23 protein-coding genes and 1 riboswitch are annotated in these 23,690 nt (G+C 63.8%); of the genes, 8 read left to right on the top strand and 15 right to left on the bottom strand.

Features of this window, described 5'->3' with window-relative positions; all coding sequences use genetic code 11:
* The first annotated feature begins 9 nt into the window (after window positions 1–9).
* On the top strand, window positions 10–1,215 hold the full coding sequence (locus LY284_RS13910) for a class I SAM-dependent methyltransferase (RefSeq protein WP_014192586.1): 1,206 nt from the start codon (window positions 10–12) through the stop codon (window positions 1,213–1,215).
* Window positions 1,216–1,227: 12 nt separating this feature from the next.
* Window positions 1,228–1,422, top strand: a complete 195-nt coding sequence (locus LY284_RS13905; RefSeq protein WP_041730806.1) for a DUF2905 domain-containing protein — start codon at window positions 1,228–1,230, stop codon at window positions 1,420–1,422.
* A 637-nt stretch (window positions 1,423–2,059) separates the two neighbouring features.
* On the opposite strand, the gene LY284_RS13900 is transcribed toward LY284_RS13905, so the two are convergent.
* From LY284_RS13900 to LY284_RS13885, 4 genes are all read right to left on the bottom strand, one after another.
* Entirely contained in the window at window positions 2,060–3,295 is a 1,236-nt protein-coding gene (locus tag LY284_RS13900; RefSeq protein WP_233386800.1) for a multifunctional CCA addition/repair protein, read from the bottom strand.
* Window positions 3,292–3,912, bottom strand: coding sequence for a glutathione S-transferase family protein (locus LY284_RS13895; protein ID WP_014192588.1), 621 nt, complete (start codon window positions 3,910–3,912; stop codon window positions 3,292–3,294). Before LY284_RS13895 ends, LY284_RS13900 begins: the two co-directional genes overlap by 4 nt.
* A 31-nt stretch (window positions 3,913–3,943) precedes the next feature.
* Window positions 3,944–4,900, bottom strand: a complete 957-nt coding sequence (locus LY284_RS13890) for a complex I NDUFA9 subunit family protein (RefSeq protein WP_014192589.1) — start codon at window positions 4,898–4,900, stop codon at window positions 3,944–3,946.
* 123 nt (window positions 4,901–5,023) lie between these two features.
* Window positions 5,024–6,991, bottom strand: coding sequence for a lytic transglycosylase domain-containing protein (locus LY284_RS13885; RefSeq protein ID WP_014192590.1), 1,968 nt, complete (start codon window positions 6,989–6,991; stop codon window positions 5,024–5,026).
* A 19-nt stretch (window positions 6,992–7,010) separates the two neighbouring features.
* Between LY284_RS13885 and LY284_RS13880 the strand changes: the two genes are divergently transcribed.
* Entirely contained in the window at window positions 7,011–7,640 is a 630-nt protein-coding gene (locus LY284_RS13880) for a 5-formyltetrahydrofolate cyclo-ligase (RefSeq protein WP_233386792.1), read from the top strand.
* Here the strand turns inward: LY284_RS13880 and LY284_RS13875 are convergent.
* Window positions 7,637–8,149: a winged helix DNA-binding protein gene (locus tag LY284_RS13875; protein ID WP_008352632.1), complete on the bottom strand. Its 513-nt coding sequence runs from the start codon at window positions 8,147–8,149 to the stop codon at window positions 7,637–7,639. The genes LY284_RS13880 and LY284_RS13875 overlap by 4 nt on opposite strands.
* Window positions 8,150–8,330: 181 nt before the next feature.
* On the opposite strand from LY284_RS13875, the gene pxpB reads away from it, so the two are divergent.
* From pxpB to LY284_RS13850, 5 genes are all read left to right on the top strand, one after another.
* Entirely contained in the window at window positions 8,331–8,984 is a 654-nt protein-coding gene (gene pxpB / locus LY284_RS13870; RefSeq protein ID WP_014192592.1) for a 5-oxoprolinase subunit PxpB, read from the top strand.
* Window positions 8,981–10,021 (top strand): biotin-dependent carboxyltransferase family protein, encoded by a 1,041-nt coding sequence (locus LY284_RS13865; RefSeq protein ID WP_014192593.1) that lies wholly within the window; start codon window positions 8,981–8,983, stop codon window positions 10,019–10,021. Before pxpB ends, LY284_RS13865 begins: the two co-directional genes overlap by 4 nt.
* Window positions 10,022–10,085: 64 nt before the next feature.
* On the top strand, window positions 10,086–10,835 hold the full coding sequence (gene pxpA, locus LY284_RS13860) for a 5-oxoprolinase subunit PxpA (RefSeq protein ID WP_233386790.1): 750 nt from the start codon (window positions 10,086–10,088) through the stop codon (window positions 10,833–10,835).
* A 101-nt stretch (window positions 10,836–10,936) separates the two neighbouring features.
* The gene (locus LY284_RS13855) at window positions 10,937–11,656 is read left to right on the top strand and encodes a DUF969 domain-containing protein (RefSeq protein ID WP_014192595.1); all 720 of its coding nucleotides are present in this window, start codon (window positions 10,937–10,939) and stop codon (window positions 11,654–11,656) included.
* Window positions 11,653–12,609 (top strand): DUF979 domain-containing protein, encoded by a 957-nt coding sequence (locus tag LY284_RS13850; protein ID WP_014192596.1) that lies wholly within the window; start codon window positions 11,653–11,655, stop codon window positions 12,607–12,609. The genes LY284_RS13855 and LY284_RS13850 overlap by 4 nt, the downstream gene beginning before the upstream one ends.
* Window positions 12,610–12,786: 177 nt before the next feature.
* Here the strand turns inward: LY284_RS13850 and LY284_RS13845 are convergent, their stop codons facing one another.
* From LY284_RS13845 to LY284_RS13800, 10 genes are all read right to left on the bottom strand, one after another.
* Window positions 12,787–13,881: a TraB/GumN family protein gene (locus tag LY284_RS13845; RefSeq protein ID WP_014192597.1), complete on the bottom strand. Its 1,095-nt coding sequence runs from the start codon at window positions 13,879–13,881 to the stop codon at window positions 12,787–12,789.
* Between the two features lie 42 nt (window positions 13,882–13,923).
* Window positions 13,924–14,928, bottom strand: coding sequence for a peptide ABC transporter ATP-binding protein (locus LY284_RS13840; protein WP_014192598.1), 1,005 nt, complete (start codon window positions 14,926–14,928; stop codon window positions 13,924–13,926).
* A complete protein-coding gene (locus tag LY284_RS13835) occupies window positions 14,925–15,914 on the bottom strand; it encodes an ABC transporter ATP-binding protein (RefSeq protein WP_014192599.1) in 990 nt (329 codons plus the stop codon). The genes LY284_RS13840 and LY284_RS13835 overlap by 4 nt, the downstream gene beginning before the upstream one ends.
* 3 nt (window positions 15,915–15,917) lie before the next feature.
* A complete protein-coding gene (locus LY284_RS13830) occupies window positions 15,918–16,835 on the bottom strand; it encodes an ABC transporter permease subunit (RefSeq protein WP_014192600.1) in 918 nt (305 codons plus the stop codon).
* An 89-nt stretch (window positions 16,836–16,924) separates the two neighbouring features.
* On the bottom strand, window positions 16,925–17,935 hold the full coding sequence (locus LY284_RS13825; RefSeq protein ID WP_014192601.1) for an ABC transporter permease subunit: 1,011 nt from the start codon (window positions 17,933–17,935) through the stop codon (window positions 16,925–16,927).
* Between the two features lie 123 nt (window positions 17,936–18,058).
* Entirely contained in the window at window positions 18,059–19,690 is a 1,632-nt protein-coding gene (locus tag LY284_RS13820; protein ID WP_045451418.1) for an ABC transporter substrate-binding protein, read from the bottom strand.
* Between the two features lie 323 nt (window positions 19,691–20,013).
* Window positions 20,014–20,853: a methylenetetrahydrofolate reductase [NAD(P)H] gene (gene metF / locus LY284_RS13815; protein WP_014192603.1), complete on the bottom strand. Its 840-nt coding sequence runs from the start codon at window positions 20,851–20,853 to the stop codon at window positions 20,014–20,016.
* A 31-nt stretch (window positions 20,854–20,884) separates the two neighbouring features.
* Window positions 20,885–21,238, bottom strand: a complete 354-nt coding sequence (locus LY284_RS13810) for a phage holin family protein (protein WP_014192604.1) — start codon at window positions 21,236–21,238, stop codon at window positions 20,885–20,887.
* A gap of 99 nt (window positions 21,239–21,337) precedes the next feature.
* Window positions 21,338–22,759, bottom strand: coding sequence for an adenosylhomocysteinase (gene ahcY, locus LY284_RS13805; protein ID WP_014192605.1), 1,422 nt, complete (start codon window positions 22,757–22,759; stop codon window positions 21,338–21,340).
* Window positions 22,760–22,791: 32 nt separating this feature from the next.
* Window positions 22,792–22,929, bottom strand: a riboswitch (S-adenosyl-L-homocysteine riboswitch).
* A 35-nt stretch (window positions 22,930–22,964) separates the two neighbouring features.
* Window positions 22,965–23,687: an LrgB family protein gene (locus LY284_RS13800; protein ID WP_045452248.1), complete on the bottom strand. Its 723-nt coding sequence runs from the start codon at window positions 23,685–23,687 to the stop codon at window positions 22,965–22,967.
* Between the last annotated feature and the right edge of the window lie 3 nt (window positions 23,688–23,690).

Raw genomic sequence — 23,690 nt, 5'->3', positions numbered from 1 at the left:
AATACTGGGATGAATTCGAATGCCAGACAAACCGATAGTTTACCTGTTCCCGGCGCCGACGCCCTTGCGCAGTCGGAAGCGCTGACAGACCTGATTCGCGGGCGCATCGCCGCGGCGGGCGGCTGGCTGCCGTTCGACCGCTACATGGACCTCGCGCTCTACGCGCCCGGCCTCGGCTACTACAGCGGCGGAGCGATGAAATTCGGCCGCCGCGCCGAAGACGGCAGCGATTTCGTCACCGCGCCCGAACTGTCCCCGCTTTTCGCGAAAACGCTCGCGCGCCCTGTCGCGCAGGCCTTGCAGCAAAGCGGCACGCGGCAACTGATGGAATTCGGCGCGGGCACCGGCAAGCTGGCGGCGGCCCTTTTGACCGCGCTCGCCGATCTCGACGTCGTTTTCGACAGCTATGCGATCGTCGATCTTTCCGGCGAATTGCGTGCGCGCCAGCGCGAGACCATCGAAAAGCACGCGCCGGCGCTCGCCGCGAAGGTGAAATGGCTCGACGCGCTGCCCGATGCCTTCGAAGGCGTCGTGATCGGCAACGAGGTGCTCGACGCGATGCCGGTGCGCCTCGTCGTGCGCAAGCTCGGCGCGTGGCACGAGCGCGGCGTCGTGGCGCTCAACGACCGCTTTGCCTTCGACGACCGGCCGATCGCGCTAGATGCGCAGGTCGAAGTGATCGATGCCGCCATCGACGAAGCCAATGACGAGCCGTTCGCGGAATACGTCACCGAAACGCACGAGGCGGCACTCGCTTTCACGAAGACGGTGTGCACGATGCTGACGCGCGGTGCGGCGTTTTTCATCGACTATGGTTTTCCGCGACGTGAGTTCTATCATGCGCAGCGCGCAACGGGGACGCTGATGTGTCACTACCGGCATCGCGCGCATGCCGACCCGTTTTTGTATCCGGGATTGCAGGACATCACGGCGCACGTCGAATTTACGGGGATCGCGGAAGCGGGCGTGGAAACGGGCGCCGATTTGCTCGGCTTTACGTCTCAGGCGCGCTTTCTGATGAATGCCGGCATCACCGATGTGTTGAGCGATCTCGATCCGGCCGATGTGAAGCGCTTTTTGCCGGCGGCGAATGCGGTGCAGAAGCTGCTTTCCGAAGCCGAGATGGGCGAGTTGTTCAAGGTGATCGCGTTTTCGCGTGGCATTCCGGGTACCCTTGATGCGTTCGCCGTCGGCGACCGTTCTCATACTTTGTGATTTTCTTCGATCATGATTCGCTGGCTGTTGACTACTTTCATCGCGCTCGCGATTCTTTCTGGGTCGATGCCCTGGCTTAGGAAGATTGGCATCGGGCGGTTGCCTGGCGACTTCACTCTGCGGATATTTGGGAAGGAATATTCGTTTCCTTTTATGTCGACGTTGTTGTTGTCGGTTTTGCTTTCTTTGATTGCTCGGGTGTTTTGACTGGTTTTTTGTTTCGCCGGATCCCGTTTTGTTGTTGGTTTATTAGCACTGCCCCTCCCCGGGGCGGGGGTAACTTTCTTTGCTGCTGCAAAGAAAGTCACCAAAGAAAGCAGCTTTGTCACCGCCCGCGGTCACACGCACGTTGGCCACTCTTCTCCTCCTAGGCGGCACTCGCCTAAAGAGTGCCCCCATAGGCCCAATCGGGCTTGGATCGCGCACGGTCTGTCACATCGCGCCACTTAATTTATTGGTACAGCCATTTCAAGCTCCGGCCCGCTTCGCGGCCGACGGGTGAATCGGGTTTGCGTGCGCGCTCGTCTTCCGTTGGTTTCCCTCGCATACCCAGCGGCAGCGCGAAGCGCTGTGCCGAAGCTATTTCGTGCTGAACCAGCGCGCTTTGCGCACTGGCTTGTCAGACCGTGCGCGATCCAAGCCCGAAGGGTCTTGTGAGGGCGACACTTAGGCGAGTGCCACTGTGGGCTGGCAAGCATGGCCAAACTGCGTGTGACCGCGGGCGGTGACAAAGCTGCTTTCTTTGGTGACTTTCTTTGCAGCAGCAAAGAAAGTTACCCCCGCCCCGGGGAGGGGCAGTGCTAATAGACCACCACGATTACGGGATCCGGCGGCAAAAAAACCCTCACCCACCAAGCGCGCCCCTCACCGCGCTTACCCTCGCATCATGCACCGCATCCTTAATCCTCGAAGGCTGATCGGCAAACTGTTGCGCCACCGCCCCCGCATCGACAGCCCGCGCAGCGACCAAAGCCTCCCGCAACCGCTCAGCCTGCGGATAAGGCTGCTGCTCCAACCCAAGCCGCCCGCGCGCATCCGCCAAACAGGCCTGCAGCGCTTCGGCAAACCGCGCCGGTTTCCGCAACGCGTCCGATCGCTCAAAAAGCCGCACGAGCGCCTCCGCGCCCATCTCCATCACGCGATGAATATTGCCGTGCTCCCGCGCGACGAGCATCGCCAGATCGCGGCATTCGTTCGGCACGCGCAAGCGCTCGCACAACGGCCGCAGCAAATCGACGCTGCGCCCTTCGTGGCCGACGTGACGAGGCAAGATATCCTCGGGCGTCGTCGCCTTGCCAAGATCGTGCGTGAGCGCCGCGAAGCGCACCGGCAACGCGAAACCCTGCGACGCCGCATAGTCCAGCACCATCATCACGTGCACGCCGGTATCGACTTCCGGATGATAGTCGGCGCGCTGCGGCACGCCCCACAATGCATCGACCTCGGGAAGAATGCGCGCGAGCGCGCCGCACTCGCGCAACACCGCGAACATGCGCGACGGTTTCTTCTCCATCAGGCCGCGCGACACTTCCTGCCATACGCGTTCGGGCACGAGCGCATCGACTTCGCCGGCCGCGACCATCTTCTTCATCAAGGCCGCCGTCTCCGGCGCAACGTCGAAATCCGCGAAACGCGCCGCAAACCGCGCAAGACGCAGGATGCGCACCGGATCTTCGATGAACGCATCGCCCACATGCCGGAACAGCTTGTTCTTCAGGTCGCCTTGGCCGTCGAACGGATCGATCACCGCGCCGGTCAACTCGCCCGCGGGCGTCACTTCGCGCGCCATCGCGTTGATCGTGAGATCGCGCCGCGCGAGATCCTCCTCCAGCGTCACGTCCGGCGAATAGTAGAACTGGAAGCCGTGATAGCCCGCCGCCGTCTTGCGCTCGGTGCGCGCGAGCGCATATTCCTCGTGCGTCTCCGGATGCAAAAACACCGGAAAGTCCTTGCCGACCGGCCGATACCCCTGCGCCACCATCTGCTCGGGCGTCGCGCCCACGACGACATAATCGCGATCGACCACCGGCACGCCAAGCAATTCGTCGCGAATCGCGCCGCCGACTGCGTAGATGTTCATCGCGCCGCCTCGCGCGCGCCGTCGATCCACGCCGCGACCGCCGGCAGCGCCGTGATGCGCTCGCCATATTCGAGGGACGTCGCGCTCAGCGCCGGCGCATAAGTATTGAAGCGCATGACGACCGGCGCGTACATCGCGTCGGCGATACCGAATTCACCGAACAGAAACGGCCCGCCCGATTTCGCGAGGCACTCCGCCCAGATCGCCTCGATGCGTGCGATGTTCGCCAGCACCTCCGGCGTCGCGCCCGTGCCCGGCGCGTGCGTCGTGATTTCCATCGGCATGTTCTGACGCAGATCCGCGAAGCCGGCGTGCATTTCCGCGCTGACGCTGCGGGCATGTGCGCGGGCGGCGGCATCGCGCGGCCACATGGCGTGCTCGGGATACGTTTCTGCAATCGTCTCGACGATCGCCAGCGATTCCCACACGGCGTCGCCCGCATCGGTGACGAGACACGGCACCTTGCCGGACGGCGAGACTTCGAGAATCTTCGACTTCGTGTCGGGCTGGCCGAGGCGGATCAGCGCCTCTTCGAACGGGATGCCGAAATGCTTCAGCAGAACCCACGGACGCATCGACCAGGAAGAATTGAACTTGTCACCGATTACTAGTTTCATGCGCGAGTTTCGTGCGATCACAAAAAAATGTTTAACGATGCGCGGTTGCGCGAAAAGCGTTGAAGCGCGAGCGCGACGCGTTGCCCGTCAGATACAGCGGCGCAATCGTCTCGATGCTCGCGGGCTCGTCGATGCCCAGTTCCGGCGAAAGTGGCCCGCTCGCGATGCTCGGCGTCTTCATCGAATCGAGATTGTCGCGCGAGATGATCGGCTGGCCGGGGGCCATTTCCATTGTCATCGCCTGCAGGCGGCCGAGGCTCTCCGGCAGCTTGATGATGCGCGAATGCTTGCCGATGGTCGCGCCCGCGAAGCGCACGAGCTCCGCGAGCGTGTACACGCTCGGACCCGCGAGCTCGTAGACCTGGCGGTTCGCGGCGTCGAGGTCGAGCACGTTGACCATCGCCTTCGCCACGTCGCCGACGAACACCGGCTGGAACTCGGCGTCGGCGCACGCGAGCGGAATCACCGGGAACACGCGCTCGAGAAACGCAAACTGGTTGAGCAGATTGTCCTCGGGGCCGAACACGACGGAGCTGCGGAAGATGGTCCAGTCCAGTCCCGATTCGCGGACGATCTTCTCGCCATCGCCCTTCGAACGCAGGTACATGCTCGGGCCTTGCGGGTCGGCGCCGATTGCGCTCATGTGCAGCAGACGCCGCACACCCTTCGCCTCGCACGCCGCCGCGATCTTGTGCGGCAGTTCCACATGCGCCTTCGCGAACTCCGGCCCATACGGATCGTCGCGCCGCCCCTGCAGCACGCCGACGAGATTGATCACCGCGTCGCTCTGATCGATGAACGCGGCGAGCTTCACGGGATCGTGCACGTCGGTTTCGATGACATCGACCGGCAGGAGCGTCAGATGCGCGGCGTTGACGCGCCGCCGTGTCGCGATGCGCACGTTCTTGCCGAGATCGACGAGCGCATTGACGAGATGACTGCCGATGAAACCCGAACCGCCGATCAGCGCTATGTGTTGGTGTCGCATGGTTCGCCTCTAGGGTCGCGGCCTGAAGAATGCGGCGTCAGTCAAGAACGGCGGCGCCGAAAATGAAAACGCCCGCGCGTCCTGTCATTCGACGCGCGGGCGTGAGCTTTCGCTGGCGGACGGTCAGGGCGCGATGTAGCCCAGACGCGTCTTCAACGACTGCGGACGGCCTTCGAACAGCGCGGCGTAATAGACGGTGTTCGACAGCACGTTTTTCACGTAATCGCGAGTCTCGGTGAACGGAATCGTTTCAGCAAAAATCGCACCCTCCACGGGCGCGCGCAAGTCCTGACGCCACTGCTTCGGCCGGCCCGGCCCCGCGTTGTAACCGGCGGTGGCGAGCACGGGCGAGTTGTCGAACTGATTGTAGATCATCGACAGGTAATTCGTGCCGAGCAGAATGTTGGTGTTGATGTCGTTCATCTGCTCGCGCGAAACCGGCCCGAGTCCGATCTTCTTCGCGACGAGTTGCGCCGTGCCGGGCATCAGCTGCATCAGACCGCCCGCGCCCACTTCCGAGCGCGCGTTGATGATGAAGCGCGACTCCTGGCGAATCAGCCCGTACGCCCATTCGATATCGAGCCCGGTGTTCTGCGCGTCGCGCTCGACGATATCGCGGAACGGCGAGAGATAGCGCAGCGAGAAGTCGTGCTCGGCCTTCGTCTTGTCCGCGGTGTTGACGGTGCGGTCGAACATCTCGATACGCTTCGCGTACTGCGCGGCGGCGATCAACTGGCGGTCGGTCATGGTGCGCAGCGGCCAGTTCCATTCGCGATTGCCTTCGAGCCGCATGTTCAGCGCGTAGAAACGCTGCGACAGCGCGAAGCCGGGCACGGACTGCATCTGTGCGATTTCGGCGTCCGATACGGTCGTGCGCGGCGGCACCGTGATCTTCTGGCCGAGTTCTTCGAGCGCGAGCTGGCCGTAGAAATTGTATTGATCGGCGATGGTCTGGAATTCCTGATTCGCCGTGGCCGCGTCGCCCGCCTGCTTCAGCGCGCGCCCGTGCCAGTACACCCACGCGGGCTGGGCGCGCAGCGTGGGCGGCATCTGTTCGATGGACCAGCGCACCATGTTCCAGTCGCCGGCGAGCAGCGCGCTGCGCGTGCGCCATTCATACGCCGGGTTCGACAATTGCGCGTTCGCCGACAGCCGGTACCAGTCCGACGCGGCCGGCATGCGCTTGATCGCCGCCTGATAGCCGATCGTTCCCCAGCCGGTCGCGCGTTCGGTGGGCGTCAGGCTCGGCGCGACGGAACTGAAGGTGGCCGCGGCCATCGCCGGATCGTTGCGCGCCATGCGCGTGATGGCGAGCAGCGTCAACTGATGTGCCGGCGTATTGGGCATCACGCCGCGCGCGAGATAGAGCGGCGGCTTGTTGACGGCGTCGTCCAGCAACGTGCCCTTCGGCTTTTCCTGACCGAGCGCCTCGACGATGTTCGAGCCCGTGGTCGTGTAGTTCTGCTCATAGGCGAGACGGATTTGCTGCCAGATGTCGTCGCTGGTGAACTGGCCCGACTCGGCGAGCGCGCCGATCAGATCGACACAGCCGTCGCCGTACCATTTCGGCTCGACGAGCAGCGCGCGCGCCGCGTCCGCGACGTTCTCGCCGCGCGACAGGCGAGCTTCGAGCGCATAGCACTTGACCTGCGTGTCGTCGTTCAGAACGAAACGGGAATATTGCTGCTCGAAGTTCTTCCAGTCGTGACGGCCGCCGAGCACGACGAGATAGTCGTTGCGCATGCGGTCTGCAATCGCCTGGCCGTCGTAGCGCTGCAGGAACGAGAGCACGGGCGCGTCGGGCGCGTCGATGCGCGCGTGGCCCTGCGAATCGAAAAGCTGCGGCTTGATCGTGAAGTATTCGAGGTAGCTCGGCGCCGGATAGTTGGGAATCTGGGCGGCGAGCGCGGCGGCCTTGCCGGCATCGTTCGCGCGCGCGGCATCGCGCAGTTGCAGGAAGATGCGGTCGTCCGGGCCGGGCGACAAGTCAGCGTCGGGGCGAACGGCGGACGCCGTGCCGCAGGCGACGAGCGTCACCGCGGCAAGGGCCGAGCCGACCGCGAGATATACTCGGTTGAGGCGTTTTGACATCGTTATTTCTGGAGCGCGAATGGTCTTGAACCGGGTCCTGAGATCGGAGGAAAGCATAGCACGCAACGTTTGCGATCAACCCAAGAGCGAACCTAAAAGCGCCCTGCGCGCAACGCTCCTCGCGACCCGCGAGGCGCAGAGCGAGCAGGCCGGCCAGATCGCGAAGAATGCGGCGCTCGCGGCGCGCATCGAGGAAGTGCTCGCGCGGCACGACGCGCGATGCGTCGGCCTGTACTGGCCGGTCGCGGGCGAGTTCGACGCGCGCGCCGCGATGACCCGCTGGCTCGCCGCCGATGCCGCGCGCGGCGGGGCGCTGCCCGTGGTCGTCAAGCCGCACGCGCCGATGGTCTTTCACGCATGGAGCGCGCACATGCCGATGAAGGAAGGCCGCTATCGCATTCCGGTGCCCGCCGAAGAGCGCGTCGTGGTGCCGGAATTGCTGCTGATTCCGTGCGTAGGTTTCGATGCCCATCGGTATCGCCTGGGCTACGGCGGCGGCTATTACGACCGGACGCTCGCCGCGTGGCCGGACGCGAAACGGCCCGTGACGATCGGCATTGCGTACGAATCGGGCAAATGCGGCGTGCTGCCGCGCGAGACGCACGACATGCCGCTCGACGCGATCGTCACCGAATCCGCGATCTATTAGAGCGATGCCGCCGCGCGTGCGGCGGTATCGTAGAGACCGGACGCATTGCGCATCAATTGCGCGGCCTCGCCGATCTGCTCGTTGGTGAGTCCGCTTTCGCGCAGCGTTTCGATGAGGCACGCCTCGCGCACTTCGCGATACTTGCCGCAGAGCTCGCGCCCCGCCGGCGTCGCGGAAAAGAACACTTCTTTGCCTGACTTCTCGCTTTGCACATAGCCGCGGGCGACGAGTTTCTTCAGTGCATACGTGGCAACGTGCGTGTCCTCGATGTTCAGCACGAAGCAGATGTCGGCGAGCTTCTTCTTGCGGTCGCGATGGCTCACGTGATGCAGCAGCGACACTTCCACCGCCGTCATGTCCTTCGCGCCCGCGGCCGACATGCAGCGCACCATCCAGCGATTGAACGCGTTACCGGCCATGATGAGGCCGTATTCGAACTCCGACAGTTCCGCGCTGGCTTCGGAGACGAGATGCTCGGACGAAACGATCTTGGTGGGATGGCGCGGCATGGCGGTGGTCGATATGAAGTGCGTTGGAGTGTAGCTCAACGTCATTTGTGAGCGGAAAGCACGCCTCGGCGAAAACGTTAATTGATAATTTCTTGATAATTTATTGACAATGTAACATTCTGCGATGGCGCGAAGCCGGTCCGACCGACGATATTTCGCGCCCGCAAAGGCAATCAAACGCATGACGAAACCACGAATCCACCCCCTGGGCGACACCGCGCTCGTGTGCGAAGCCGCGCCGCCCGCCACGCTCGACTGCCAGCGCCGCGTCTGGGCGCTGGCGGAACACGCGCGCCTGATGCCGCACGTCGTCGAAGTGGTGCCGGGCATGAACAATCTGACGATCGTGTTCGATCCGCTCGAAGCGGACTACGAAACGCTCGCCGCGCAACTGGAATCCGGCTGGGACGCCGCCCAGGCGGTCGACATGGAAAGCGCCGAAATCGAGATTCCCGTGCGCTACGGCGGCGCCGACGGCCCCGATCTCGCCGCGCTCGCGAAACACGTCGGCCTTTCCGTCGATGAAGTCGTGAAGCGCCATACCGAAGCCGAATACATCGTGTTCTTTCTGGGCTTTCAGCCGGGCTTCGCCTATCTCGGCGGGCTCGATCCCGCGCTCGCGATGCCGCGCCGCTCCGAACCGCGCATCGAGGTGCCGGCGGGATCGGTCGGCATCGGCGGGGCGCAGACGGGCATCTATCCGGCGGCGTCGCCGGGCGGCTGGCAATTGCTCGGGCGCACGGAACTGAAGCTCTTCGATCCGGCCAGGAATCCGCCGACGCTCATGCAGCCCGGCGATCGCGTGCGCTTCACGGCGCTGGAGGTGCGCGCATGATCGACGTGATTCGCGCGGGCGTGCTCACGTCCGTGCAGGACCTGGGCCGGCGCGGCTACCGCCATCTGGGCGTGAGCGCGGGCGGTGCGCTCGATGCGCTGTCGCTGGAAATCGGCAATCGCATCGTCGGCAACAAGCCGGATGCGGCGGGCATCGAAGTGACGTTCGGGCCGACCGTGCTGCGCTTCAAGCATGCGACGCGCGTGGCGATCACCGGCACGGATTTCGGCGCGACGCTCGACGACAAGCCGGTCTATTCGTGGTGGAGCCTGCCGGTGCGCGCGGGGCAGGAACTGACGCTGCGCGCGGCCAAGCGCGGCATGCGCTGCTACGTGGCGATCGCGGGCGGCATCGACGTCCTGCCGATGCTCGGCTCCCGCTCGACCGATCTCGCCGCGTGCTTCGGCGGCCTCGGCGGGCGTGCGCTGCGCGACGGCGACCGCTTGCCGGTCGGCGTGCCGCAGCCGCACAAGGGCATTGCGTTTTCGCCGGAAGAACCCGCGTTCGGCGTGAAGGCGCCGGCGTGGTGCAAGTTCGTGCTCGTCGACGAACCCGTGCGGCGCGGGCGTCATTCCCCGGGCCTCGCGTGGGCGGTGCCGATCCGCGTGCTGCGCGGGCCGGAGTACGACAGTTTCAGCGACGCGGCGCAGGCGCGTTTCTGGAACGAGGAATGGACGATCACGCCGAACAGCAACCGCATGGGCTTTCGCCTCGCGGGCACGGCGCTGGAACGCAGGGAGAAGATCGAACTGCTGTCGCACGCGGTTTTGCCCGGCACGGTGCAGGTGCCGCCGAACGGCCAGCCGATCGTGCTGATGGGCGACGCGCAGACGACGGGCGGCTATCCGAAGATCGGTGCGGTCATCAAGGCGGATCTGTGGAAGCTCGCGCAAGTGAAGCTGAACGGCGGCGTGCGCTTCATCGAGACATCGGTGGAAGAAGCGCGCCACGCGCTCGCCGATGAACGGCAATACGTGAGCCAGGTGGAAACGGCCATCGCGATGCACGAAGAACGCATCGCGCGCGCTGGCTCCTGAAGCGAAGACCGCGCGGCCGACGCGGCGCATCACACTCAACATTCAACGGGACGACCAAAACATCATGGAAATCGATCTCAATGCCGATCTCGGCGAAGGCTGCGGCTCCGACAAAGCGCTGCTCGATCTCGTGAGTTCCGCGAACATCGCGTGCGGCTGGCATGCGGGCGGCGCCACCGCGATGCGCGACTGCGTGCGCTGGGCCGTGGAGAAAGGCGTCGCCATCGGCGCGCATCCGAGCTTCAACGATCCGGAGAATTTCGGGCGCAGGGAAATGCATCTGCCGCCCGAGGAAATTTATGCGGGCGTGCTGTATCAGCTTGGCGCGCTGTCGGCGATCGCGCAGGCGGAAGGCGGGCGCATCGCGCACGTGAAGCCGCACGGCGCGCTCTACAACCAGGCGGCGAGAAGCCCCGACATCGCCGATGCGATCGTGTCCGCCGTGCACGACTTCGATCCGTCGCTGCTCGTGTTCGGGCTCGCGAACAGCGGGCTCGTCGAAGCGGCGCGGCGCGCGGGCCTGATCGCGATCGAGGAAGTGTTCGCGGACCGCGGCTATCGCGCGGATGGCTCGCTCGTGCCGCGCAAGGAGCCGGGCGCGCTGCTCGACGACGAAAACCTCGTGCTCGACCGCACGCTCGCGATGGTGCGCGAGCAGCGCGTTCAGGCCGTGTCGGGCGAATGGGTGCCGCTCAATGCGCAGACGATCTGCCTGCATGGCGACGGCGCGCACGCGCTGGAATTCGCGCGCCGCATTCGTGGCGCGCTCGCCGATGCGGGCATCGAAGTCCGCGCGGCGCACGCCGACGCCTGAAGTCATTTTCAGCAAGTTCCAACGCCCCGCGACGCCGGGGCGTTTTAGCAAGAAAGCGCCCGGTTCGAGGCGCGTCTTTTCCTGTCAGTGTGGAGATCCTAATGGCAAATGCAGTCAATCTATGGCCGCTCATCGGCGTGGCCGTCATCATCGTGGGGTTCGTGCTGCGCTTCAATCCGATGCTGATCGTCGCGGCCGCGGCAATCATCACCGGCTTGGCGGCGCATTTTCCGGTCGAGCGCATTCTGACCGCGATCGGCAGCGGCTTTCTCAAGACGCGCAATATTCCGCTCATCATCCTGTTGCCGCTGGCGGTGATCGGCCTGCTCGAACGGCACGGCCTGCGCGAGCGCGCGCAAATGTGGATTTCGAGCATCAAGGCCGCGACCGCGGGGCGTCTCCTGATCGTCTATCTGTTCGTGCGTGAAATCACGGCGGCGGTCGGTCTGACGGGACTCGGCGGCCATCCGCAGATGGTGCGGCCGCTGCTCGCGCCGATGGCCGAAGGCGCCACCGAAGCGCGCTACGGCAAGCTCTCCGATGAAACGCGCTACAAGCTGCGCGCCTATTCCGCCGCGACCGACAACGTCGGCCTGTTCTTCGGCGAGGACATCTTCGTCGCGTTCGGCGCGATCGTGCTGATGGTCACGTTCCTGAAGGAAGCGGGCATCGTCGTCGAACCGATGCATGTGGCCGTGTGGGGCATTCCCACCGCGATCTGCGCGTTCCTGATCCACGGCTTCCGGCTGTGGCTGCTCGACCGCAGGCTCGCGCGCGAACTCGGCGCGCTCACGCGCAACGTCGCGGGAGAGAAGGCATGACGCTCACGATCAACTATCTCTTCTATCTCGTCGGCATCGTGCTCGTGGTCGTCGCGGGCATGATCCTCACGGACAAGTCGCATCCGCGGCGTCTCTCCGCGGGCGTGTTCTGGCTCATCTACGCGCTGATCTTTCTCGTCGGCGACTGGATTCCGGTGACGGTGGTCGGCGTGCTTGTCGTGGCGATGGCGCTGATCGCGGGCCTTGGCGGCGTGACCGGCGCGAAGCCCAAGATGCTTTCCGAAGAAACGCGCCGCCAGAGCGCCGTGCGGCTCGGCAACAAACTCTTCGTGCCCGCGCTGACGATTCCCGTCGTCACCGTGATCCTCACCCTTTCCGTGAGCCACCTCGTGTTCGGCGGCAAGCCGCTCATCGATCCGAAGAACGTGACGCTGATCGGCTTCGGCATCGGCTGCGTGATCGCGCTTGCAATCGCCTGCGTGATGACGCGCGATACCGTCGGCCAGTCGATGCGTGAAACGCGCCGGCTCATCGACGCGCTCTCGTGGGCAGCCGTGCTGCCGCAAATGCTGGGCATGCTCGGACTTGTATTTTCCGATGCGGGCGTCGGCAAGGCGGTCGCGCATGTGACGACGGCTTACGTCAACATGGACTATCGGTTCGTCGCGGTGGCGGTGTATGTCGTCGGCATGGCGCTCTTCACGATGGTGATGGGCAACGGTTTCGCCGCATTCCCGGTGATGACGGGCGGCGTCGGCGTGCCGATTCTTGTCGGCATGTTCCACGGCAATCCCGCGACGATGGCCGCGATCGGCATGTTCTCCGGCTACTGCGGCACGCTCATGACGCCGATGGCGGCGAACTTCAACATCGTGCCGTCGGCGCTGCTGGAGCTGCCCGACAAGAACGCGGTGATCAAGGTGCAGGTGCCGACGGCGTTGACGCTTTTGATTGCGAATGTGTTTTTGTTGAACTGGCTGATGTTTATTTGAACGGCGGCGAGCGCGCGTTTTCTGCAACGCGTGCTTGCGCGCTCATTTCAAGATAGCCAGTCTCCGCCAGGGCGTTGTTTCCAAGAGGTAAGACGCTCGCTCAGCGTTCGACGGCTTGTCGAACGGCAGTGGTCTCCTTGATATGGGACTGAACCTGTTTTCGAGGAAGGCAAGTCGCTAGCCCCCCGCCACCACAAACCCTCTCTTCCTCAACAATTCGAGCACCCCCCGCGCCCCGCCCAAATGCAGCGCCCCGATCGCGACAAAAACCGGCTTATCCGGCGCCGCCAACGCAACCATCCTCTGCACAAACCGCTGGTTTCTCTGATAAACCACGCGGTTATCCACCTGCTCGGCCAGCGCCTTGTTGCGCGCCAGTTTCGAGCTCTTCGCATCGTCCCAGGCCTTCAACGCATCCGCATCGCCGATACGCCATAACCGGTGCAGCTCCTTCACGTCCGCGACATTCTCCGCGGGCGTCTGCACGAGATCCTGCGCGAGCATTTCGCGCTGCTGCGCCGACGTGAGCCGCGTGAACGTCGATATCTGTTCATTCAACGTCTCCAGCCCGACGATCTTCCCGCGCACCCGCAGATACACGTTCTGCAATTGCGCCTCGGTCCCATACTCGCTCTGAAAACCCGCCTTCAACGTGTCGTACGTTTCGATCAGCATCGAAGCCAGCCACGGCCGCGTGTGCCGCAGTTCCTTCAACGCCTGCGGATTGCTGCGCATGCGCGTCTCGACCTTCTTCCACATCGCGTCGGGCAAATAGTCGATGAGACACTCGCTGCGGCACATGCCATAGCGATTCACGTCTTCCTGAGAGAGCAGCAGTTCGTCGGGAGAGATTTCGAGCGCCAGTGTCGGCGAAGCATCGAGCGCCGCGAGTATCGGCTTGCGAAACGGTTGCTCGGGCGGATAGTCGCTCGCGAAACCCACATGGAGCGTGCCGAGCACGTAGATGGTCGTCGCGCCCTTGGTCGCGACGTAGAACGGCATACGCGGCGGCTGCGCGCGCACCGGACCGCTCGCGGTCGTGCCGGTCGAACGATCCGCGCGCGGCGGCGCAGGCGCCGGGTTCGACGGCGCGGTGGCGGAACCGGCATCGCCCGCGGCCTGCGGCGTGCGTGCTCCGATCACGGCGAAGCTCGGCGACCACCACGCGACACCCGCCGTAAACAGCACGAACGACAGCACGATGACTGTCGTTTGGGCGAGCGCCGCGCGCAAAGAGCGCGGCTTGACGTATGAATCCGGCACGACCGTCATCTTAAAACATTCACATGACGCGTCGCGCGCGTCCGCCGAGATTCAGGCTTCGCCTTCTCCCACCTCCTCGGCGCGATGACACGACACCTGCCGCCCATCCACGGCGCGCAGCTTCGGCTCCTCGACGCGGCATCGCTCGATCGCATACGGGCAGCGCTGATGAAACGTGCAGCCCGACGGCGGATTGAGCGGCGAAGGCATTTCGCCCTGCAGCTTGATCTTGATGCTCCGGTCTTCCTCGAAGATCGCGGGCGTCGCGGACATCAGCGCGCGCGTGTACGGATGACGCGGCTTCGCGAAAATCGTCTTCTTGTCGCCGAGCTCGGCGACGCCGCCGAAGTACATCACCATCACGTCGTCGGCGATATGCTCCACCACCGACAGGTTATGCGAGATGAACACGTAGCTCGTGCCGAACTGCGCCTGCAAATCCATGAACAGATTCAGAATCTGCGCCTGGATCGATACATCGAGCGCGGACACGGGCTCATCGGCGACGACGATCTGCGGGTCCAGAATCATCGCGCGCGCGATCGCCACGCGCTGACGCTGTCCGCCCGAAAACATGTGCGGATAACGCGACGCATGTTCGGGCCGCAAGCCGACGGTGCGCATCATGTGCGCAATGCGCTCGGCGCGCTCGGTCGCGCTCAGCTTGGTGTTGATCGCGAGCGGCTCGCCAAGCGTCTGCTCGACGGTCTTGCGCGGATTCAACGACGCAAACGGGTTCTGAAACACCATCTGCACGCGCTGACGCAACTCGGCGATCTTCGCCTTGCTCGCCCCGGCGACGTCGTCGCCTTCGATCAGCAAGCGGCCCGACGTGGGCGCTTCGATCATCGTCAACTGACGCGCGAGCGTCGACTTGCCGCAGCCCGATTCGCCGACGACCGCGAGCGTGCGCCCGCGCTTCAGCTCGAACGACACGCCGTTCAACGCCTTCACCGTGCCGTGCTTGAACGCGCTGCGCTTCACGTCGTAGTGCTTCGTGAGCCGGTCGGCGGCAAGCACGATCTCCTGACTGATTTCCTTCGGTACGGCGTTCATCGCGCGCCCTCCACGACTACATCGATATTCAGCGGCTTGATGCAACGCGCGCGCACGGCCGGGTCGTTCTTGTCGAGCTGAAACAGATTCGGCCGCGCCTTCCAGCAATCGTCGACGACATACTTGCAGCGCGGCGCGAAGAGGCATCCGCCCGGCCGGTCGTCCTTGCCCGGCACCATGCCCGGCAGCGCGGCGAGGCGCGACGTGCCGCGGTTATGCTCGGGAATGGCCGCGAGCAGCGCTTCCGTGTATGGATGATGCGGCTCGCTGAAGATCGTCGGCACATGATTCGTTTCGATGATCTCGCCCGCGTACATCACCGCGACGCGCTGCGCCACTTCCGACACCACGGCGAGATCGTGCGAAATCAGCACGAGCGCCATGCCGCGTTCTTTCTGCAGGCGCACGAGCAGTTCCATGATCTGCGCCTGAATGGTGACGTCGAGCGCCGTGGTCGGCTCGTCGGCGATCAGCAGCTTCGGATTGCACGCGACGGCCATCGCGATCATCACGCGCTGGTTCATGCCGCCCGACATCTGATGCGGAAACGATTCGATGCGGCTCTTCGCATCCGGAATGCCGACCTGATCGAGCAGTTCGACGGCGCGCTTGTGGAGCGCATCGCCACGCAAGCCTTCGTGCAGCTTCAGCACTTCCTTGATCTGATAGCCGACGGTATAGCTCGGGTTCAGGCTCGTCAGCGCGTCCTGAAACACCATCGCGATATCCTTGCCGATGATTCTGCGACGCTCGCGCGCCGACGCCTTCAGCAAGTCGCGGCCATCGAACGTGACCTGATCGGCGGTCACTTTGCCGGGCGCGTCGATGAGGCCCATCAGCGCCATCATCGTGACGCTCTTGCCGGAGCCGGATTCGCCGACCACGCCGACAACTTCGCCCGGTTTCACGGAAAGATCGATGCGATCGACGGCCTGCGTGCCGCCGAACGTCACCTGCAGATTACGGATAGTCAAAAGATCGTTCATCGCTTAGCCCATCCGCTTGAGTTTCGGATCGAGCGCGTCGCGCAGACCGTCGCCGAGAAGGTTGATGACGAGCACCGAGACGAGAATCGACAGGCCCGGCATCGTCACGATCCACCACGCGCTTTCGATGTAGTCGCGCGCCGATGCGAGCATCGCGCCCCACTCCGCCGCGGGCGGCTGCACGCCGAGGCCCAAGAAGCCGAGCGCGGCGGCATCGAGAATCGCGGAAGAAAAGCCGAGCGTCGCCTGCACGATGAGCGGCGCGGCGCAGTTCGGCAGCACTTGCGAGAACATCAGCCGCACCGTGCCCGCGCCCGCGACGCGCGATGCCGTCACGTATTCCTTCTGCAACTCGCCGAGCGCCGACGCGCGCGTGAGACGCACATAGCCCGGCAGCGCGACGATCGCGATGGCGAGCATGGTGTTGACGAGCCCTGGCCCGATGATCGCGACGACCGCAACCGCCAGCAGCAGCGACGGCAACGCGAGCAGCACGTCCATGACGCGCATGATCGGCGTGTCGAGCCAGTGGAAGAACGCGGCCATGAGCCCGAGCACGACGCCCGGAATCAGCGCGAGCACCACCGACACGAAGCCGATCCAGAACGACAGCCGCGCGCCGTACATGAGGCGCGAAAGAATGTCGCGGCCGGCTTCGTCGGTGCCGAGCAGGAACATGCGATTGCCGCCTTCGAGCCACGCGGGCGGGATCTTGACGTAATCGCGGTATTGCTCGATCGGGCTATGCGGCGCGATCAGCGGCGCGAGCAGCGCGACGAGAATCAGCGCGACCACGATCGCGCCCGCGACCACGGCGCCGCGATTGCGCGAGAAGTTGAACCAGAACTCGCGCGCGGCGACCATGCGGCCGGACGGCGGCGTCAGCGCGCCCGGCGGGAGATTGTTTTGAACGTCAGCCATAACTTTTCATGCCTCGCGCCGAGCCGCCTCAAGCGAGGCATGCGCCCCCTCGGGGGGCAGCGAACAAATGTGAGCGTGGGGGTACATGCTTACCTCGTATGGCGAATGCGCGGATTCAACACGCCGTAGAGCAGATCGACGACCAGATTCACGACGATCACGAGCGTCGCGATCATCAGAATGCCGCCTTGCACGACCGGATAATCGCGCCGCGAAATGGCGTCGATGAGCCACTTGCCCACGCCCGGCCACGAGAACAGCGTCTCGGTCAGCACCGCGCCCGCGAGCAGCGTGCCCACTTGCAGACCGATCACGGTCACGACCGGAATCAGCGCATTGCGCAGCGCATGCACGACCACCACGCGCAGCGGCGACAAACCCTTCGCGCGCGCGGTGCGGATGTAGTCCTCGCGCAGCACTTCGAGCATCGACGAGCGCGTCATGCGCGCAACCACCGCAAGCGGAATCGTGCCGAGCACGATGGTCGGCAGGATCAGGTGACTCACGGCCGACCTGAACGCGCCTTCATCGGTGGAGAAGAGCGCATCGATCAGCATGAAGCCCGTGACGTGCGGAATGTCGTATTCCACCGCGATGCGGCCCGACACCGGCGTCCAGCCGAGCTTCGCGGAGAAGAACATGATGAGGATCAAGCCCCACCAGAAAATCGGCATCGAATAGCCGGTGAGCGCAGTGCCCATCACGCCGTGATCGACCACCGTGCCGCGCCGGAGCGCCGCCGCGACGCCCGCCGGCAAGCCGACGGCGAGCGCGAAAATCATCGCGCAGATGGACAGTTCGACGGTCGCGGGAAAGCGCGCGAGGAACTCGCCCATCACGCTCGTATTCGTGATGATGGACGTGCCGAGATCGCCCTTGAGCGCGTGCCCGACATACGTCAGATATTGCAGCGGAAGCGGCTGATCCAGCCCCAGGCGCTTCATGGCTTCGGCGTGCATCGCCGGGTCGACGCCGCGCTCGCCCATCATCACTTCGATGGGATCGCCAGGAATCAGATGGATGAGCGCGAACGCAAGAATCGTAATGCCGATGAACGTCGGTATCACCATTCCTATGCGTCGCAAAACGAATCGGAACATGATCGCCCTTTGGTGCTTTGGGAGGACAGAATGTGAGTCCGGCGGCTTGGATCTCGTGAACCCGCGCCGCCGGCGTATTCGAATAGTTATGGTTTAGTGCAAAAAGCGTTCCGCTGACAAACTTTATTGCATGCCGACGCCATCAAAACGCACGTAGCCGAGCGGCTCGATCTTCATGTTCGTCACCTTCTTGCTGACGGGCTGATAGACCGTCGAGTGCGCGATCGGCGAGAACGGGAGCTGCTGCGCGAAGATCTGCTGCGCGTCGGTGTAAGCCTTCGTGCGCGCGGCGACATCGGTCGTCGAACGGCCTTTCACGACGAGTTCGTCGAACGGCTTGTAGCACCACTTCGAGAAGTTGCTGCCCTTCACCGCGTCGCAGCCGAGCAGCGTGCCGAGCCAGTTGTCGGGATCGCCGTTGTCGCCGGTCCAGCCGATGAGCAGCGCATCATGCTCGCCCGCGTGCGCGCGCTTCAGATACTCGCCCCACTCGTACGAGACGATCTTCGCCTTCACGCCGATCTTGGCCCAGTCGGCCTGGATCATTTCCGCCATCAGACGCGCGTTCGGGTTGTAGGCGCGCTGCACGGGCATGGCCCACAGCGTGATTTCCATGCCGTTCGGGAAGCCCGCCTTCGCGAGCAAGTCCTTCGCCTTCGCGGTGTCGTACGCCTGGCCCTTCAGGTTCTTGTCGAACGACCATTGCGTCGGCGGCATCGGTGCGGTGGCCGGCTGGCCCGCGCCCTGATACACGGAATCGATGATCGCCTTCTTGTTGATCGCCATGTCGAGCGCGCGGCGCACGTCGGTGTTGTCGAGGCCTTTCTTCGTCACGTTGTAGGCGACGTAACCTTCGTTGAAGCCCGCCTGCGACGGCGTATCGACGGTCGATACCGACTTCAGTGTCGAGATATCGCCCGGACGCGGATAGCTCATCACCTGGCATTCGTTGTTCTTCAGCTTCTGCACGCGCACGGCGGCGTCCGGCGTGATCGAGAAGATCAGCTTCGAGATCTGCACCGCGTTCGGCTTCCAGTAATCAGGATTGCCGTCGAAGCGGATGGTCGCGTCCTTCGTGTAGCTGCGGAAAATGAACGGGCCCGTTCCCACCGGCTGCTGGTTGATGTCGGCGGCCTTGCCGTCCTTCATCAGCGTGTCGGCGTATTCGGAAGAAAGAATCGACGCGTATTCCATCGCCATGTTCTGGATGAACGGCGCGCTCACTTCCTTCAGCGTGAACTTCACGGTGTACGGATCGACCTTCTCGATCTTCGAGATCAGCTTGTCCATGCCGAGATCCGTGAAATACGGAAACTGCACGTTGTACGCCTTGCGGAACGGATTGTTCGGATCGAGCATGCGGTTGAACGTGAAGATCACGTCGTCCGCGTTGAATTCGCGCGTCGGCTTGAAGAACGAGGTCGTCTGGAACTTCACGCCGTGACGCAGATGGAACGTGTAGGTGAGGCCGTCCGACGACACATCCCACTTCTCGGCGAGACCCGGCTCGACCTTCGTGCCGCCGCGCTCGAATTCGACGAGGCGGTTATAGACGGTGAACGTGTTCGCGGTGAAATCGGTGCCGGTGGTGTACTGCGCCGGATCGAAACCCGCCGGGCTGCCTTCCGAGCAGTAGACGAGCGTCTTGTTCGGGATGGCGGCGTTGGCGGCGCTCGCCGCGAAGAGCGATGCCGTGGCCACGGCGCCCACGAGCGCCGACATGCGGACGGCTCGCAACAGGCTGTTTTTGTTCATGTTTCCTCCAAGTCAATGCCGGCGTTCGGGCCGGCGTAGCGCGAGTTTACTGGATCGCGTCGCTCGTTCTTTCGGAAGCGTGTGCGCGAAGTGGGCGCTACCCTAGCACGAACAAAAGTGACATGCGTTCTTGGTTTTCCCCACTATCGTTTGCCGCCGGCCGCGCTTCGATAAGGGCACGTTATCGGCCATGCGTTTAAGTGATAGACCGGAGGACGAAATATTGCGCGTCAGGGCGCGAGAGCGCGCAAAAAGGGCGGAATTTGAAGGGGAGAGGAAAGAACCGCGCGGCGAGCGCCGCGCGGGAACAACATTGATGCAGGTCAGACGCTCTTGAAGCCGAGCCGCTCGCAAATCATCTTCGACGCCCAGGCGCCGTTGAGCGTGTAGAAATGCAGGCCGGGCGCGCCTTCGTCGATGAGACGGCGGCACAGACCCGTCACCACATCGACGCCGAACGCGCGGATCGACTCGCGGTCGTCGCCGAAGCTTTCGAGCCGGCGCGCGACCCACTTCGGCACTTCCGCGCCGCACATGTCGGAGAAGCGCATCAGTTGCGAGAAGTTCGTGATCGGCATGATGCCTGGCACGATCGGCACGTCGACGCCCAGCTTCCGCGCTTCCTCGACAAACTTGAAGTACGAGTCCGCGTTGAAGAAGTACTGCGTGATCGCCGAATTTGCGCCCGCCTTCACCTTGCGCGCGAAGTTTTCGAGATCGGCGCGCGGCGATCTCGATTGCGGATGAAACTCGGGATACGCGGCCACTTCGATGTTGAACCAGTCGCCGTGCTCCTGGCGGATGAACGCCACGAGTTCCGACGCATAGCGCAACTCGCCGACTTCGCCCATGCCCGAAGGCAGATCGCCGCGCAACGCGACGATATGGCGAATGCCGTGCTCGCGGTAATTGGCGAGGATCGCGCGCAGGTTGTCTCTCGACGACCCGATGCACGACAGATGCGGCGCGGCCTCGAAACCTTCCGCGGCCATTTCGAGCACGGTGTCGAGCGTGCCTTGCTGCGTGGAGCCACCCGCGCCGAACGTCACGGAGACGAACTTGGGCGACAACTTCTTGAGTTCGGCGCGGGAAGCGCGCAGCTTGTCCACGCCTTCCTGCGTCTTCGGCGGGAAAAACTCGAATGAGAGTTCGATCGGTTTCATGATGATGAGGACTCGAGCGGCGGCAGTCCGTCTAGCCGAAGTTGCGGTTCCCGAATATGAGTGCCGACAACAGCCAGGACACGATGCTGTACAGAATCGAGCCGAAGAACGCGGACCAGAACCCCGACACTTCGAAGCCCTTCAGCAGCGATGAGCACAGCCAGAAGCAGAGCGCGTTCACCACCAGAATGAAGAGTCCGAGCGTGAGTACCGTCACCGGCAGCGTGAGGATGATAAGCACCGGCCTCAGCACTGCATTGATGAGTCCGAGCACCACCGCGATGATGAGCGCCGTGCCGAAACTGCGAATGTGAATCGACGGCACCAGATACGTGATGATCAGAAGCGCGAGCGCGTTGATCAGCCATGTCAGCAGCAAGGTCATCGAGGGTTCTCCGGGTTTGAGGCGTCAGCTTGCATGCGCCGCGCGGGTGCGATCTTCAACTGTTCGCACCCGTGCGGACGAACGCCGCCGCTCAGGCGATTAATAGCGGTAGTGGTTCGGCTTGAACGGGCCGTTCTTGTCGACGCCGATATAACCGGCCTGCTCGTCGCTCAAAACCGTCAGTTCCACGCCGATGCGGCCGAGGTGCAGACGCGCGACCTTCTCGTCGAGATGCTTCGGCAGCACGTAGACCTTGTTCTCGTACTTCTTGCCTTGAGTGAACAGTTCGATCTGCGCGAGCGTCTGGTTCGTGAACGAGTTCGACATCACGAACGACGGATGGCCCGTTGCGCAGCCGAGGTTCACCAGACGCCCTTCAGCCAGAATGATGATCTTCTTGCCGTCCGGGAAGACGATGTGGTCGACCTGCGGCTTGATGTTGTCCCACGTGTACTGGCGCGTGGAAGCAATATCGATTTCCGAATCGAAGTGACCGATGTTGCAGACGATCGCGTTGTTGCGCATCGCCTTCATGTGGTCGTGGTTGATGACGTGGTAGTTGCCCGTCGCCGTCACGAAGATGTCGGCGCGGCTCGCGGCGTATTCCATCGTCACGACGCGGTAGCCTTCCATCGCGGCTTGCAGCGCGCAGATCGGATCGATTTCCGTGACCCACACGGTCGCGCCCAGGCCGCGCAGCGATTGCGCGCAGCCCTTGCCCACGTCGCCGTAACCCGCGACGACCGCGATCTTGCCCGCGATCATCACGTCGGTGGCGCGCTTGATGCCGTCGACGAGCGACTCGCGGCAGCCGTACAGGTTGTCGAACTTCGACTTCGTGACCGAATCGTTCACGTTGATGGCCGGGAACGGCAGACGCCCTTCCTTCTCCATCTGATACAGGCGATGCACGCCCGTGGTCGTTTCTTCCGTCACGCCCTGAATGTGCGAGAGGCGCGTGGAGTACCACTTCGGATCGGCGTCGAGGTGCTTGGCGATGGACTTGTACAGCGCGACTTCTTCCTCGTTCGTCGGCTTGGCGATGACCGAGCGGTCCTTCTCCGCCTTCGCGCCGAGAATGAGCAGCAGCGTGGCATCGCCGCCGTCATCGAGAATCATGTTGGCGAATTCGCCGTTCGGCCATTCGAAAATGCGGTGCGAGAATTCCCAGTACTCGTCGAGCGACTCGCCCTTGAACGCGAACACCGGCGTGCCGCCCGCGGCGATGGCGGCGGCGGCGTGATCCTGCGTCGAGAAGATGTTGCACGATGCCCAGCGCACGTCGGCGCCGAGCGCGGTGAGCGTTTCGATCAGCACGCCCGTCTGGATCGTCATGTGCAGCGAACCGGCGACGCGCGCGCCCTTCAGCGGCTGCTGCGCCTTGTACTCTTCGCGCGTCTGGATGAGACCCGGCATTTCCGTTTCGGCGATGTCGAGTTCCTTGCGGCCCCATGCGGCCAGCGACATGTCGGCGACGACGTAATCCTTGGAATCTTTGGAATCGAGAACTGCGGCGTTCATCACGCCCTCCTTTCTAAAAAGTACTAGAAATGTTGACGTGAGCGCCGTTCGAATGCGGTGGCTCAGCGGGCGCTTTTTCTGGCGCTTTCGAACCGTCCGGATTGAAAGCTTCCGAGCCTGGCGGCCATGTACTGTCGTACTGAAAGGCCGTCGCAACGCTCCTCGGAAGCGAACGCAGATTGTAGCAAAGTCTCGCTGCTCGCGATCAGAACGGCAACACCGACAACACCGGCGCGAGCAGCACCATCGCGACGCCGGCGATCATCATCGTGAGACTGGCGACGACGCCTTCTTCGCTCCCCAGTTCGCGCGCCTTCGCCGTGCCGACGCCGTGCGCGGCCGCGCCGAACAACGCGCCGCGCGCGAGCCGCGTGCGCAACGGCACGAGCGCCAGGACGATTTCGCCGAACAGCATGCCGCAGACGCCCGTCGCGATCACGAACAGCGCCGTGAGATCTTTCGGCGCGTGGATCTTGTCGGAGACGGCGAGCGCGAAAGGCGTCGAAACGGAGCGCGTCGCGAGGCTGCGCTGCAATTCCGGCGACAGATGCAGCAGCTTCGCGAGCATCAGCGATCCGCCGACCGCGACCAGAATGCCGACCGTCACGCCGACCGTCAGCGAAATCCAGTGCCGCTTGATGAGCGCGCGGTATTCGTAGATCGGCACCGCGAACGCAACCGTCGCCGGGCCGAGCAGCCACATCAGCCAGCGCGTATCGGCGTAATAGACGGAGTACGGAATGCGCGCCATCACGACGACGAGCGCGAGCACCGCCGGGACCGCCAGCAGCGGCGTGAGCCACGGCCGTTTGAAACGCGTATAGAGATGTTTCGCCGCGAAATACAGCGCAACGGTCAGCACGAAGCAGCCCGCCGCGATGAGGCGCGCGGCGTCGTCTTCGAGAAGGGAATCGAGAAAGTGGTTCATGAC

Origin of the sequence: Caballeronia sp. PC1 (genome assembly GCF_021353155.1) — a bacterium.
GTDB lineage: Bacteria > Pseudomonadota > Gammaproteobacteria > Burkholderiales > Burkholderiaceae > Caballeronia > Caballeronia cordobensis.
The sequence above is the reverse complement of the archived record's forward strand: the minus strand, read 5'-3'. Positions and strand labels throughout refer to the sequence as shown.